This window comes from Thalassolituus alkanivorans (assembly GCF_020447205.1).
Lineage (GTDB): Bacteria > Pseudomonadota > Gammaproteobacteria > Pseudomonadales > Oceanobacteraceae > Venatoribacter > Venatoribacter alkanivorans.
In genome coordinates this window covers 471,581-484,749 of record NZ_JAJAEL010000006.1, presented here as the reverse complement: position 1 = coordinate 484,749, position 13,169 = coordinate 471,581, and the positions used below count along the sequence as shown (strand labels likewise).

Genomic DNA, 13,169 nt, shown 5'->3' with positions numbered 1-13,169 from the left:
AAGTACAATAGCGGCATTTTGTTATCCGGTGGCTGGTTGTAAGCGTGGGTAACAGTAAGCCACAGCTAACATGAGGTGAAACATGGCTGATTACAAAGCACCATTGCGCGATATGCGCTTTGTTCTGAATGAAGTTTTTGAAGCAGACAAACTGTGGGCTTCTCTGGCTGGTCTGCAGGGCGCGGTTGATGCGGAAACGGCAGATGCCATTCTGCAGGAGTGCGGCAAGATTGCCAGCGAAGTGCTGGCGCCGCTGAACCGCAACGGTGACGAAGTCGGTTCTACCTGGAAAGACGGTGCTGTGACTGCGGCTCCTGGTTTTAAAGAAGCTTACCAGACTTACGTTGATGCCGGCCTGAACGGTCTGGGTGGTAACCCGGATTTCGGCGGCATGGGTATGCCAAAAACTCTGGTTGGTCAGGTTGAAGAAATGGTGCAGGGCGCGAACATGTCGTTCGGTTTGGCACCAATGCTGACTGCCGGCGCCTGTTTGTCTCTGAACGCTCACGGTTCTCTGGAGCTGAAAGAAAAATATCTGCCTAATATGTACTCCGGCGTTTGGGCCGGTGCCATGGATCTGACCGAGCCTCACGCCGGTACCGATCTGGGCATTATCCGTACCAAAGCTGAACCACAGGCTGACGGTTCTTATGCTGTTTCCGGCACCAAGATCTTCATCACCTGGGGTGAGCATGATATGGCCGAAAACATTATCCACCTGGTGCTGGCCAAGCTGCCTGACGCTCCGGCCGGTCCTAAAGGTATCTCCCTGTTCCTGGTGCCTAAGTTCCTGGTGAACGAAGATGGTTCTCTGGGTGAGGCTAATACTCTGTCTTGTGGTTCTATCGAGCACAAAATGGGTATTAAAGGTTCTGCCACCTGTGTGATGAACTTCGACGGCGCCAAAGGCTGGCTGGTCGGTGAAGAGAACAAAGGTCTGGCCTGTATGTTCACCATGATGAACTACGAGCGTCTGGGTGTGGGTATTCAGGGCATCGGTGCGGCTGAAGCCTCTTATCAGAGCGCTGTTGAATACGCCCGTGACCGTATCCAGAGCCGTGCTCCGACTGGTGCTGTTGCTAAAGACAAAGCCGCTGACCCGATCATCGTTCATCCGGACGTACGCCGTATGCTGATGACCATGCGTGCTTTCAACGAAGGTGGTCGTGCATTCTCTACCTACGTTGCCAAGTGGCTGGATATTGCCAAGTTCTCTGATAATGCCGAAGAGAAGCAGCATGCTGATGCGATGCTGGCTCTGCTGACCCCGGTTGCCAAAGCTTTCCTGACCGACAACGCTCTGGAATCTGCTATTGCTGGTCAGCAGGTATTCGGTGGTCACGGCTTTATCCGTGAATGGGGTCAGGAGCAGTATGTGCGTGATATCCGTATCACTCAGATCTACGAAGGCACCAACGGTATTCAGTCTCTGGATCTGATCGGCCGTAAGATCGCTGCCAACAACGGCGCTTTCTACAAACTGTTCGAAGCCGACATCAATGAGTTCATCGCCTCTCAGGCCGGTAACGAAGCGATGGCTGAGTTCATCGAGCCACTGAAAGCGGCTCTGGAAAACCTGAACGACCTGACCCAGTGGGTTATGGACGCAGCGGCTAACAACCCGAACGAAATCGGTGCGGCTTCTGTTGAATACCTGCACGTGTTTGGTTACACCGCACTGGCTTACATGTGGGCCAAGATGTCTGCTGTGTCTCTGCCAAAAGCAGATGACGCTTCCGGCTTCTACAAAGCCAAACTGGCAACTTCACGTTTCTACATGAAGCGTCTGCTGCCACGTTACATTGGCCTGAGTGCTGCAGTTAAAGGTGGTTCTGAGCCACTGTTCGAACTGGACGAAGAACTGTTCGCGACTGCGTAAGTTCTGCTCTCCGCAAAAAGCCGCCTCCGGGCGGCTTTTTCGTTTTTGCGGTCAGGCCCGGGCGCTGTTAGCATGATCCGCCCTCGGGAGTTGTTTATGACCTTATCCGTTTCTGCTGTTGCTGCTGAATCTCCTACCCGTGCTCAACTGCTGAAAGCATTGTTGACGCTGATGGCTGACCAGCCTTTCTCTTCTATTACCGTTCAGCAGATAAGCCGTCATGCGGGGCTGGCACGGCAGACCTTTTATCAGCATTACCGCAGCCGCGAGGAGCTGCTGCTGGACTATGTCGATACGGTATTTGCTGAATTCTATGACGATATTGCCGGCATGGTGGGGGAATCGCCGGAACTTAATCGTGATATCAGTCAGCGCCTGTTTGCCCAATGGGACCGCCATCGTGACTTCAGTCGTCTGATCTTTAATGCGGGGCTTGAGTCTTTATTGATCAAACGCTTTCAGAACTACATTGCCCGGGTTTTGGGTCTGTATGTACGCCAACACCAGATTGCTGTCAGTGACGTCGAGCAGCTGGGGTTTATGATCGATTATCTGGCTGGCGCTTCCTGGATGATGCTGGACCGCTGGGTGCGTAATGACTTCCGTTATCCACCAGATAAGCTGGCAGATCTGTTCAGTGAGTTGAGCCGGCCAGGATTTCTGAATGTGATGCTGCAGCGTCAGTCGTGACCGGTTCTGGCACAGATAGACGATTGTCTATAACATTCAACGGCGTATGCTGAAGCATAAATACAATAATAAATACGGGTAACGGCCTTACCCGTGGCGACCATACTATGAGTAAAGATCTTGATAAGCGCGTTGAACGCTCGCGGCGGCTACTGATGAATACGCTGCTGGAGCTGATGGCGGAAGAACCTTATGGCAAAATTTCAGTTGCCCATATCTGTGAACGTTCAGGGGTTGCCCGTCCGACGTTTTACCTTCATTACCGTTCCAAGGATGACCTGCTTAAAGGGTACATCGAAAGCATGTTCATGCAGTTTTATGAACAGATTGATACCTATCTGACGCAGTCTCCGAATGCCGATCCGATTATTGCAGAGATTATGTTCCGGCAATGGTCTGATAATGCCACGTTCGCCCGGTTGCTGATTGAGGCAGATATTGAAGCTCTGATGTTGAGCGAATTTAAGCGTTATGTCGGACGCATAATGGAGCGCTATATCGGCGCTCACTCTTTGCCGATAAAAGATACCAGCCTGATGAATTATGTGATCGACTTTCTTGCCGGGGCATCCTTTATGGTCATTGTGCGCTGGGTTAAAGATGGTTTTCCGGTGGATGCCAAAGAAATCGGTGCGCTTTATGCCAACCTTGTGCGGCCAGGACTGTTGCAGGTTTTACTCAGTGGCAAGCTGTAACGCTTAAGCCTGAAAGAGAAGGAATAAAAAAGAGCCCATTGGGCTCTTTTTTTATTCCTTCCTGCGTTTACTCCGCCGGAGCCATGGTGGTGACGCGACGGTTTTTATCACTGCGCTTGTCGTGAATCTTTTTCACCTTACGCTGTGCTTTCTCAAATGCATCGCTGACCGCCAGATACATGTCTTCATGCTCCGGGTTGTCGTGGTGATCGCGGGTAATGGCAACGGTCTGACCGGGCAGGCCAACCTCCAGAGAAACGTGGGCAAGTTTACCTTTGCTGCTGTGATTATGGGGCATGGCAACGACAGCGCGAATGCCAATAATGTCGTCAAACGTGGAGGTTAATTTTCCGGCTTTTTCGCGGATATGCTGTTCGATGGCGTCAGAATGACCGATGTCGCGGAAGCTGATTTCCAAACCTTTCATAGTCGCTCCTTTTGTTGATTGACTCAGGAACTTCGGACGCTTTTCCGTCGGGAAGTTCCTTCAGGATGGTTAACTCAGACTACATCAGCGGCAGGTAACGTCAAACGATTTCGAACAAATTTCGTAACCTTGAGTTGCGATCACGCCGGATCCTGACTTAGGGCTATACTGAAGTGTATCGCTATTGTTTTTCATAACAGGCAGGTGTATGCACCCCATTATTGCGTTCTACTCAGGCCAGGGAACAGACCATCGCGGACGCACGCTCAGTGGCATTCTGGCATTCTCCAATAATGAGCTGGAAAGCTGCCATGATTACATTCAATGGTTGTTTCCTCTGCGCGATCCCAGTCCCTACAACCCTGAAGCGCCTGTGGTGAATACGGCCGTTATCGAAGCCTTTCACTCTTCCCATGATCTGCAGAGCCGCCTGCACCAATCCTTATTACGGATGCTGCAATTTTATGGAATTGTTATGCGTGAAACGCCGCAGGGATTTGAATTACTGATTCCCGCCGATGTGGACAATTATCACTGGATGACACCCGATAATCACAATCACCGCCGCATCAGCCGCATGCTGGCATCCCTGAAAATATTGGGGCTGGACGCCCATGTGACGGCATTCTGGCAGGGACTGCAGAAATTGGCGGTGGCGCATCCGCAGGCCATTTCCTCGGCGACCGTTACTCACTGGCGGTTGGCGGCTATGGGGCTGGACAGCCCCTTGTGATAGTCTGGGTAACTTGTTTTTACCGCTGAAACGGATGCACCAATGCAGGTCTATGATGTTCCTGTTGTCTTTTTCGATCTTGACGATTCCCTGATCAACAAGGATGCCAACAGTCTGTGGATTAAGTGGCGCTTCCGTCGTGAGCGTTGGGCTGTTGTTGAGGCGATGTTGGCGCTGGCTTCCCTTTATCGGGCTTACAAAAAAGGCCGGGTTACCCACTGGCGCCTGTCTAATTATTATCGCACCCGGACCCGTGGAATGAGCCTGGCAGAGTATCAGAGCCGGGTGGAGCGCTTTTTTAATGAGCGCGGCCAGCTGCATATCTATCCGCAGGCGGCATCACTGCTGTTTGCTTATCAGCAGCGGGGCGCTCAACTGGTGATGATTACCGGTTCTGATGATGTGATTGCCCGTGCTTATGGTCAGGCTCTGGGTTTTGCTCATGTGATCAGCAATCGTTTAAGTACCGACGGGCAACGCATTACCGGACTGGAACGGCCCATGTGCTATGGTCCGGGAAAAGTCGAACTGGCACGGCGTTTTCTTACGGAACGAGGCCTGAGTTTCACCGATGCTGCGTTTTACACCGACAGCCATTCCGATATGCCGCTGCTGGAAATGGTTGCGCAACCGGTGGTGCTGAATCCTAATCCTCAGTTACGTCTGGCCGCACAGCAGCGCGGCTGGCCCTGTCTGGACTGGCGGGCGGAATAGTCCGCCAGCGATGGGCATCTGCTTCTTGCTGCCCGTCCAGCATGCCGTTATAGTTCAGTCTTATCTCTTCCCTGATTATTCAACGGAGCCCCGCGGTGTTTTTTCAATATAACCGCCCCCTGCAACAGGGTCAGCATCTGACCTGTCGATGGTGTTAAGCGCAGCTGCCAACCTTTCCGGCCGCATGGCCATGTATTTTTGCGCTTATTAATCTTGAAGGTTCTTTATGACTCCGCACCAATTTGCTGCTCTGGCTGAGCAGGGTTTTAACCGTATCCCGGTATCGCGTCAGGTATTGGCTGACCTCGACACTCCTCTGAGTACTTATCTGAAACTGGCCGCAGCGCCTTATACCTATCTGCTGGAATCTGTACAGGGCGGCGAGAAATGGGGTCGCTATTCTATGATTGGCCTGCCTTGCCGTGATGTGCTGATCGTGCGCGGACAGCAGGTTGTGCTGCAGCGTGATGGCGAGGTGATCGAAGAGCATGAAGTGGCTGATCCGCTGGAATATATCAGCCAGTTTCAGCAGCGTTTCCGGGTTCCTCAGATTGATGGCCTGCCTAAGTTTGATGGTGGGCTGGTTGGTTATTTCGGGTATGACACAGTGCGCTATATTGAACCGCGCCTGCAGAAATCCTGTCCTGCCGATGAGCTGAATACACCGGATATTCTGCTGATGATTTCCGAAGAAGTGGTGGTATTCGATAACCTCAGCGGTAAATTGCACCTTATTGTGATGGCAGATCCAGCTGAGGCTGATGCTTTTGACAAAGCGGAAGCGCGTCTGGATGAGTTGCGTCAGCAACTGCGTCAGCCGTACAGCGGTACGGTTGGCCGGCCACTGGAAAATACTGTTGAAGTACAAGAAGAAGATTTCCGTTCATTATTCGGCGAACAGGAATTTATGGATGCGGTTGAAAATATCCGCGAGTACATCCTGGCCGGCGACATTATGCAGTGCGTTATTTCTCAGCGCATGCAGGTGCCTTACAGCGGTGATCCGGTCAATATTTACCGTGCGCTGCGCACGCTGAATCCATCGCCTTATATGTATTGTATGAATCTGGGCGATTTTCATGTGGTCGGTTCATCACCGGAAATTCTGGCGCGTCTCGAAGATGGTGAAGTAACTGTGCGTCCGATTGCCGGCACCCGTTATCGTGGTGAAACTGTTGAAGAAGATCAGGCACTGGAGCGGGAATTATTATCCGATCCGAAAGAAATTGCCGAGCATTTAATGCTGATTGATCTGGGCCGTAACGATGTTGGCCGGGTTGCCAAAACCGGTGAAGTTAAGGTTACTGATCAGATGGTGGTCGAGCGTTATTCCCACGTGATGCATATTGTTTCCAACGTGACCGGCCAGGTAAAAGATGGCGTAACCGCTATGGATGTTCTGCGTGCGGTGCATCCTGCCGGAACACTGAGCGGCGCACCCAAAATCCGTGCGATGGAAATTATTGACGAATACGAATCGACCAAACGCGGCGTCTATGGCGGAGCCGTGGGTTACTTAAGCTGGAATGGCAATATGGACACGGCAATTGCCATCCGTACTGCAGTGATTAAAGACGGCATGCTGAATATTCAGGCAGGTGCCGGGGTGGTAGCGGACTCTGTTCCGCGACTGGAATGGAAAGAAACCATGAATAAAGGCCGGGCAATGTTCCGTGCCGTTGCCATGGCAGAAGCCGGACTGGACCAGTAACCACAGCATCATTACGGCGCGTACAGAATGCGTCGCAGGAGTCACAGCAATGTTAGTCATGATTGATAATTACGATTCGTTTACCTACAACGTCGTACAGTATTTTGCCGAGCTCGGTGCCGATGTGCGCGTGTTCCGCAACGATGAAATTACCATTGAAGAAATTGAAGCATTAAAACCGGATCATCTGGTGATTTCTCCAGGGCCGTGTACACCAAACGAAGCCGGTATCTCCATGGAAGCTATCCGCTACTTCGCGGGTAAATTACCGATTCTGGGAATTTGTTTAGGTCATCAGAGTATTGGTCAGGTTTTCGGTGGCAATATCATCCGCGCCGGTCAGGTGATGCACGGAAAAATTTCTCAGATTCATCACGCTGACAGCGGCGTTTTCCGTGGCCTGAGTAATCCCTACAATGCCACCCGTTACCATTCACTGGTGATTGATAAGCACAACCTGCCTGAGTGTCTGGAAATTACCGCCTGGACAGAAAATCCGGACGGTAGCATGGAAGAAATTATGGGTGTGCGTCACCGCGAATTACCGATTGAAGGTGTGCAGTTCCATCCAGAATCTATTCTTACTGAGCACGGGCATGATCTGCTGAAAAATTTCCTGCAGATGACCCTGAACTGACAACGGCAAGCGCCATTGACTGGAGATAAATAATGGATATCCGTACCGCCCTGGCCCGTGTTGTTGAACGTCAGGATTTAACCACCGGTGAGATGACCGATGTTATGCGCCAGATTATGACCGGCCAGTGTGATGAAGCACAGATTGGTGGTTTTCTGGTTGCTTTACGCATGAAGAGCGAAAGCATTGATGAAATTGTCGGTGCAGTTACCGTGATGCGTGAGCTGGCCAGCGGTGTGAAAATCAACGCCATACACGCGGTTGATATTGTCGGCACCGGTGGTGATGGCGCTAACTTATTTAACGTTTCAACTGCCTCGTCTTTTATTGTCGCGGCGGCAGGTGGTACCGTTGCCAAACATGGTAATCGTGGCGTGTCGTCCAAATCCGGCAGCGCTGATTTACTGGAAGCCGCTGGCGTTAATCTTAATTTAACCGCGGCGCAGGTTGCGCGCTGTATTGATGAGCTGGGGGTGGGCTTTATGTTTGCACCATCTCATCACAGTGCGATGAAACATGCGATTGGGCCGCGTAAATCATTGGGAATGCGCACCATCTTTAATATCCTCGGACCAATGACCAATCCGGCTGGTGTTACCAATCAGGTTATTGGCGTGTTTTCCAAAGCACTGGTGCGCCCGGTGGCGGAAGTACTGCAGCGTATGAACGGTGGTCATGTGTTGGTGGTCCATTCCAAAGACGGGCTGGATGAAATCAGTCTGGCGACGGAAACCTACGCCTGCGAATTAAAAAATGGTGAGTTGCGCGAATTTATTATCCGCCCCGAAGATTTAGGGATTGAGCCTCAGGTGTTGTCCGGACTGGATGTCGACAGTCCGGCGGCGAGTCTGGCTTTAATCAAAGATGCTCTCGGTAAGCGGGAAACTGCGGCCGGTAATAAAGCGGCGGATATTCTGGCATTAAATGCCGGCGCTGCAATTTATGTCGCAGGTCTGTCGCAAAGTATGAAAGACGGTGTGGCGATGGCTCAGGATGCTATCTACACCGGCCTGGCGCTGGAAAAATTGAATGAACTGGTCAGCTTCTCCAAGTATCTGGCCGAAGATGAAGCGAAATAAATCATGAATACTCCAACCATTCTGAAAAAAATTCTGGCAACCAAGGCAGAAGAAGTCCGTAGCCGCAGTAAAACATTACCGCTGAATGAACTGAAAGCGCAGGCTCTGGATATGGATGCTGCAGAGTTACGCGGCTTTTATCGCGCCATGCAGGCCAAGGTCGATGCGGGCTTGCCTGCGGTTATTGCCGAAATTAAAAAAGCTTCACCATCTAAAGGTGTGCTGCGTGAAAACTTTGTACCACAGGCGATTGCTGAGTCTTATGAGCGCGCCGGAGCAGCGTGTTTATCGGTACTGACCGATCGTGATTATTTTCAGGGGCATGAGGATTTTCTTAAAGCAGCGCGCAGTGCCTGTTCTTTACCGGTTATCCGTAAAGATTTTCTGGTCGATCCTTATCAGATTTATGAAGCGCGCAGCATTAACGCTGACTGCGTACTGCTGATCGTGTCAGCGCTGAGCAAAATGCAGTTACAGGATCTGGAAGGCATTGCCCATGAGCTGGGTATGGATGTACTGGTCGAAGTGCATGATGAAGAAGAACTGCAGACGGCGCTGACTATGCAGACTCCGCTGCTGGGTATTAATAACCGCAATCTGCATACCTTTGAGCTGACGCTGGATACGACATTCGGGCTGCTGGACAAGATACCGGACGGTAAATTACTGGTAACCGAAAGCGGCATTCTGACGCCGGATGATGTGGCGCTGATGCGTGCGCGTAATGTGAATGCATTTCTGGTCGGCGAAGCCTTTATGCGCGCTGATGAGCCGGGTGATGCATTGCAGGCTTTGTTTTTCTGATAAGTCCGCAGAGGCTGTAATACCGTCAGACATAAAAAAAACCGGCAGTTGCCGGTTTTTTTGTATCGTTTCGCAGACATTAATCCGGATGGTTAGCGCGAATTTCCAGAACTTCATCAAGATTGGCCAGCAGCAGCTCAACCAGTTTCGGGTCAAACTGATGCCCTGATTCTTTTGTTATAAGGTCGATTATATCTTTATCGTCCCAGGGCTCTTTGTAGCAGCGTTTGCTGCCAAGGGCGTCAAATACGTCGGCCAGCGCGGTAATGCGTCCGGCAATATGAATCTGCTCGCCTTTTAAACCGCGCGGGTAGCCGGTACCGTCCCAGCGCTCATGATGCTGACCAGCAATAATAGCGGCCAGCTGCAGAATGCGGCGGTCAGATTTACTCAGAATATCAGCGCCGATCTGGGCATGGGTCTGCATGGTATTCCATTCCGCGGCATCGTGTTTTCCGGGTTTATTCAGAATACTGTCGGGGATAGCAATTTTGCCGACATCGTGCAGTGGTGCCGCCATCTTGATCAGTTCTGCTTCCTGCTCCGGCAGGCCATAAGCAACGGCCAGCAAACGTGAAATCTGAGCAACGCGTTTAACGTGGGCGCCGGTTTCTTTTGATCGTTTCTCAACCGCCTCACCCAGCATGTATACCAGCTCGCGCTGGGTTTCGATGATTTCGTCGCGCATTAACAGGTTTTCGTAAGTGATGGCGACATTGGTGGCGTAAATTTCCAGTAACTGCTTATCTAGTTCTGAAGGTTCGCGGTGGTAAGTCACGTACAGCAGGCTTTCGCTGCCACGTTCGGAAGCAAAATAGCCAATATAGTAGTTTTCGTAATACTGGCTTTCACGGCTGTTCATGGCTTTTTCAAAGCCTTCGCGCACATGCTCGGGAATGCTGTCGAAGGATTCCAGATCGGTCAGCTTCTGCATCTCTCCGGTGGCGGCGAGTACGCGGAAGCGGCGGACACCGAGCAGCTGATCCTGATGGTTGCTGCTGGAGCAGTACAGGGCGCTTTGTTCCAGACCAAGCAGGTTGGTGACCTGGGATAAAACCGCCGAAGCAAACTGGCTGATAGCGCCGGTGCTGAATACCTGAGCTGAGGCTTTGATAACCCGCTCCAGACCGCGGCGGTGTTCATTCAGTGTGCAGATATCGCGATAGCTGCGCAGGGTGGCGTACATCAGGGTATTGAGCTTGGTGGTGGTCAGCTCGGTTTTGTCTTTGTAGTCGTTGATGTCGTAGGTGCGGATAACTTCGTGTTCCGGAGCCTGACCCGGTTGTCCGGTACGCAGCACAATACGGGTGTAGCGGTTACGCAATTCTTCGCGGATGTAGCGGGCAACGTTAAGACCGGCGTGGTCTTCTTCCATCACCACATCAAGCAGAACCATGGCGATATCATCGTGTTCGGCCATGATCTGGCGGGTTTCTTCGCCGCTGTAAGCGCTGAGTAGTTCTACCCGGCGGCCGTCAAACTGAAATCCGGACAGCACCATACGGGTAATACGGTGCACATCGGGTTCATCATCGGCCACCAGTACGCGCCAGGTCTGTTCCGGAGTGCTGACGGCGTTGTCCTCACTGAAGAGGTCATCGTCGGCAAAAAGGGAATCGTCGGCCATAACCGGCTCCGTAACATGAGTAATTAACTGAGTTTAGAACAGGGTGGCGGGATTCGCTGCCGCGGGTGGTTTTTTCTTCATCCGCCGGTCAATCAGCGGGTGCCGAATACCACCATGGTTTTACCCTTAACGGAAACCAGCCCCTGTTCTTCAAGATCTTTAAGAACCCGGCCTACCATTTCGCGCGAGCAGCCAACAATGCGGCCGATTTCCTGGCGGGTGATTTTGATCTGCATGCCATCCGGATGGGTCATAGCGTCCGGTTGTTTGCACAGGTCGAGCAGGGTACCTGCTACCCGGCCGGTCACATCGAGGAAGGCCAGATCGCCGGCTTTGCGCGTTGTGCGGCTGAGGCGATTGGCCATCTGGCGGAAAATATGGAACATCAGCTGTGGGTCTTGTTTGACCAGTTCCTGGAATTTGGCGTAACTGATCTCAGCGACCTCGCACTCGGTCTTGGCTTTTACCCAGGCGGTACGGGGTGGTTGCTGATCGTCAAACAGGCCCATCTCGCCAAAAAAGTCGCCTTCGTTCAGGTAGGCCATGATCATTTCGCGACCGTCACTATCTTCAATAATGACGGTGACAGAGCCTTTCATCAGGTAAAACAGGGTGTCGCTCTCTTCACCGGCATAAATCAGTGTCGAGCGGGCAGGGTAACGCCTCTTGTGGCAATGCGACAGGAAGTCGAAAAGATGTTGGTGTTTCGATGGCGCGTGGGGAAGGCTCATGCTCGGGCATCCGATTCCGTGTAATCGACCTCCGATTATCACTCATTAGCCGTCGAAGGTGAACTGTTATGCCGCGACGGCCTCTTTGGCTGTCTATCGGGCTTTTTTGGCCTCTTACGATTTATCCCCGCCCCCCGGGTATGGTAATCTCCGCGTTTTTTCCAGTCAGACCTCAGAGGCCAGAATGAAAGCAACGGTTAAATGGGTTGATAATGCCATGTTTCTTGGTGAATCCGGCAGCGGTCACGCCGTTGTTATGGATGGCCCTGCAGATCACGGTGGTCGCAACATGGGTATCCGCCCGATGGAAATGCTGCTGCTGGGGCTGGGTGGTTGTACCAGCTTTGATGTGATGAGCATTCTGACCAAACAGCGTCTGGCGGTCAGTGACTGCGTTGCTGAAATTGAAGCTGAACGTGCTGATGCCGTGCCCAGTGTTTTTACCAAAATTCACGTGCACTTCAAGGTGACCGGCCGCGCTCTTAAAGAGTCGGCAGTAGAGCGGGCAGTGAAGCTGTCAGCAGAAAAGTATTGCTCGGCTTCCATTATGCTGGAGCAGGGTGGTGTTGAAATCACTCACAGTTTCGCTGTGATTGAATCTGAGTAAAACCAAATCCGTTCGTGCGGTTGTGTGAGGATGAACTATTGAACAATAAATTGCGGTTGCATGGTTTCAACAATCTGACCAAATCCCTGAGCTTTAATATTTACGATATCTGTTACACCAAAACAGAAAAAGAGCGTCAGGAATATATTGAGTACATCGATGAGTTGTACAGTGCAGATCGTCTGACAAAAATTCTGACAGACGTAGTTGATATCATCGGCGCGAATATCCTTAACATTGCGCGTCAGGATTATGACCCGCAGGGTGCCAGCGTAACCATTCTGGTGGCTGAGCATGAAGTGCCGCCAAGCGAAGACCTGATGCAGGAAAAACCGGGTCCGCTGCGTGATACCGTCGTTGCGCATCTGGATAAAAGCCACGTAACTGTACACACTTATCCGGAAAGCCATCCGCATGGTGGTATCTCTACTTTCCGGGCCGATATCGACGTCTCTACCTGTGGTCTGATTTCACCGCTGAAAGCGCTGAATTATCTGATTCACAGCTTTGATTCTGACATCGTTACCGTCGACTACCGTGTGCGTGGCTTTACCCGTGATGTTGATGGTGTGAAGCACTATATCGACCACAACATTAACTCTATCCAGAAGTATCTGACCGAAGATACCCGCAACGCCTATCAGATGATTGATGTGAATGTGTATCAGGAAAATACCTTCCACACCAAAATGCTGCTGAAGGATTTTGAACTGGATAATTATCTGTTTGGCGAAGGTGTAAAAACCATGGACGCCGACGAGCGCGCCGAGGTGGAAGCCAAGTTGCGCAAAGAAATGCTGGAAATTTTCTACTCCCGCAATATGCCCTAAGGAGG

The 13,169-nt window shown here is 51.6% G+C and carries 14 protein-coding genes; 11 read left to right on the top strand and 3 right to left on the bottom strand.

The features are described from left to right. Positions 1 to 82: 82 nt before the first annotated feature. The 3 genes from LGT44_RS04125 to LGT44_RS04115 all read left to right on the top strand — a co-directional run bounded on the left by LGT44_RS04125 (position 83) and on the right by LGT44_RS04115 (position 3,264). Positions 83 to 1,879, top strand: a complete 1,797-nt coding sequence (locus LGT44_RS04125; protein WP_145466370.1) for an acyl-CoA dehydrogenase C-terminal domain-containing protein — start codon at positions 83 to 85, stop codon at positions 1,877 to 1,879. A gap of 96 nt (positions 1,880 to 1,975) precedes the next feature. Then, positions 1,976 to 2,569, top strand: a complete 594-nt coding sequence (locus LGT44_RS04120) for a TetR/AcrR family transcriptional regulator (RefSeq protein WP_230330592.1) — start codon at positions 1,976 to 1,978, stop codon at positions 2,567 to 2,569. Positions 2,570 to 2,676: 107 nt separating this feature from the next. Further along, on the top strand, positions 2,677 to 3,264 hold the full coding sequence (locus LGT44_RS04115) for a TetR/AcrR family transcriptional regulator (RefSeq protein ID WP_145466368.1): 588 nt from the start codon (positions 2,677 to 2,679) through the stop codon (positions 3,262 to 3,264). Positions 3,265 to 3,331: 67 nt separating this feature from the next. Here LGT44_RS04115 and LGT44_RS04110 read toward each other — a convergent pair whose 3' ends face one another. Next, positions 3,332 to 3,691, bottom strand: coding sequence for an HPF/RaiA family ribosome-associated protein (locus tag LGT44_RS04110; RefSeq protein ID WP_145466367.1), 360 nt, complete (start codon positions 3,689 to 3,691; stop codon positions 3,332 to 3,334). Between the two features lie 208 nt (positions 3,692 to 3,899). Here LGT44_RS04110 and LGT44_RS04105 point away from each other — a divergent pair, with 208 nt between their 5' ends. The 6 genes from LGT44_RS04105 (at position 3,900) to trpC (ending at position 9,369) form a co-directional block, all read left to right on the top strand. Beyond that, on the top strand, positions 3,900 to 4,424 hold the full coding sequence (locus LGT44_RS04105; protein ID WP_145466366.1) for an opioid growth factor receptor-related protein: 525 nt from the start codon (positions 3,900 to 3,902) through the stop codon (positions 4,422 to 4,424). 42 nt (positions 4,425 to 4,466) lie between these two features. Then, on the top strand, positions 4,467 to 5,138 hold the full coding sequence (locus LGT44_RS04100) for an HAD family hydrolase (RefSeq protein ID WP_145466365.1): 672 nt from the start codon (positions 4,467 to 4,469) through the stop codon (positions 5,136 to 5,138). 226 nt (positions 5,139 to 5,364) lie between these two features. After that, complete coding sequence (gene trpE / locus LGT44_RS04095) at positions 5,365 to 6,849, top strand: anthranilate synthase component I (RefSeq protein ID WP_230330593.1); 1,485 nt, start codon at positions 5,365 to 5,367, stop codon at positions 6,847 to 6,849. 49 nt (positions 6,850 to 6,898) lie between these two features. Next, positions 6,899 to 7,486, top strand: a complete 588-nt coding sequence (locus LGT44_RS04090) for an anthranilate synthase component II (RefSeq protein ID WP_145466363.1) — start codon at positions 6,899 to 6,901, stop codon at positions 7,484 to 7,486. 32 nt (positions 7,487 to 7,518) lie between these two features. Beyond that, positions 7,519 to 8,565, top strand: coding sequence for an anthranilate phosphoribosyltransferase (gene trpD / locus LGT44_RS04085; protein ID WP_225693098.1), 1,047 nt, complete (start codon positions 7,519 to 7,521; stop codon positions 8,563 to 8,565). Positions 8,566 to 8,568: 3 nt separating this feature from the next. Beyond that, positions 8,569 to 9,369, top strand: a complete 801-nt coding sequence (gene trpC, locus LGT44_RS04080) for an indole-3-glycerol phosphate synthase TrpC (protein WP_230330594.1) — start codon at positions 8,569 to 8,571, stop codon at positions 9,367 to 9,369. Between the two features lie 79 nt (positions 9,370 to 9,448). On the opposite strand, the gene LGT44_RS04075 is transcribed toward trpC, so the two are convergent. Next, a complete protein-coding gene (locus tag LGT44_RS04075) occupies positions 9,449 to 10,996 on the bottom strand; it encodes a DUF3369 domain-containing protein (protein WP_145466360.1) in 1,548 nt (515 codons plus the stop codon). 92 nt (positions 10,997 to 11,088) lie between these two features. After that, positions 11,089 to 11,727 (bottom strand): cAMP-activated global transcriptional regulator CRP, encoded by a 639-nt coding sequence (gene crp / locus LGT44_RS04070; protein ID WP_145466359.1) that lies wholly within the window; start codon positions 11,725 to 11,727, stop codon positions 11,089 to 11,091. 184 nt (positions 11,728 to 11,911) lie between these two features. Between crp and LGT44_RS04065 the strand changes: the two genes are divergently transcribed. Next, positions 11,912 to 12,334, top strand: coding sequence for an OsmC family protein (locus LGT44_RS04065; RefSeq protein WP_145466358.1), 423 nt, complete (start codon positions 11,912 to 11,914; stop codon positions 12,332 to 12,334). A 38-nt stretch (positions 12,335 to 12,372) separates the two neighbouring features. Further along, complete coding sequence (gene speD, locus LGT44_RS04060) at positions 12,373 to 13,164, top strand: adenosylmethionine decarboxylase (RefSeq protein ID WP_145466357.1); 792 nt, start codon at positions 12,373 to 12,375, stop codon at positions 13,162 to 13,164. Positions 13,165 to 13,169 lie beyond the last annotated feature (5 nt).

Coding starts and splice junctions, on each gene's coding strand:
- LGT44_RS04125 (WP_145466370.1), top strand. CDS start 83: ATGGCTGATTACAAAGCACCATTGCGCGATATGCGCTTTGTTCTGAAT.
- LGT44_RS04110 (WP_145466367.1), bottom strand. CDS start 3,691: ATGAAAGGTTTGGAAATCAGCTTCCGCGACATCGGTCATTCTGACGCC.
- LGT44_RS04105 (WP_145466366.1), top strand. CDS start 3,900: ATGCACCCCATTATTGCGTTCTACTCAGGCCAGGGAACAGACCATCGC.
- LGT44_RS04100 (WP_145466365.1), top strand. CDS start 4,467: ATGCAGGTCTATGATGTTCCTGTTGTCTTTTTCGATCTTGACGATTCC.
- LGT44_RS04120 (WP_230330592.1), top strand. CDS start 1,976: ATGACCTTATCCGTTTCTGCTGTTGCTGCTGAATCTCCTACCCGTGCT.
- trpE (WP_230330593.1), top strand. CDS start 5,365: ATGACTCCGCACCAATTTGCTGCTCTGGCTGAGCAGGGTTTTAACCGT.
- trpD (WP_225693098.1), top strand. CDS start 7,519: ATGGATATCCGTACCGCCCTGGCCCGTGTTGTTGAACGTCAGGATTTA.
- LGT44_RS04075 (WP_145466360.1), bottom strand. CDS start 10,996: ATGGCCGACGATTCCCTTTTTGCCGACGATGACCTCTTCAGTGAGGAC.
- LGT44_RS04065 (WP_145466358.1), top strand. CDS start 11,912: ATGAAAGCAACGGTTAAATGGGTTGATAATGCCATGTTTCTTGGTGAA.
- LGT44_RS04115 (WP_145466368.1), top strand. CDS start 2,677: ATGAGTAAAGATCTTGATAAGCGCGTTGAACGCTCGCGGCGGCTACTG.
- LGT44_RS04090 (WP_145466363.1), top strand. CDS start 6,899: ATGTTAGTCATGATTGATAATTACGATTCGTTTACCTACAACGTCGTA.
- crp (WP_145466359.1), bottom strand. CDS start 11,727: ATGAGCCTTCCCCACGCGCCATCGAAACACCAACATCTTTTCGACTTC.
- trpC (WP_230330594.1), top strand. CDS start 8,569: ATGAATACTCCAACCATTCTGAAAAAAATTCTGGCAACCAAGGCAGAA.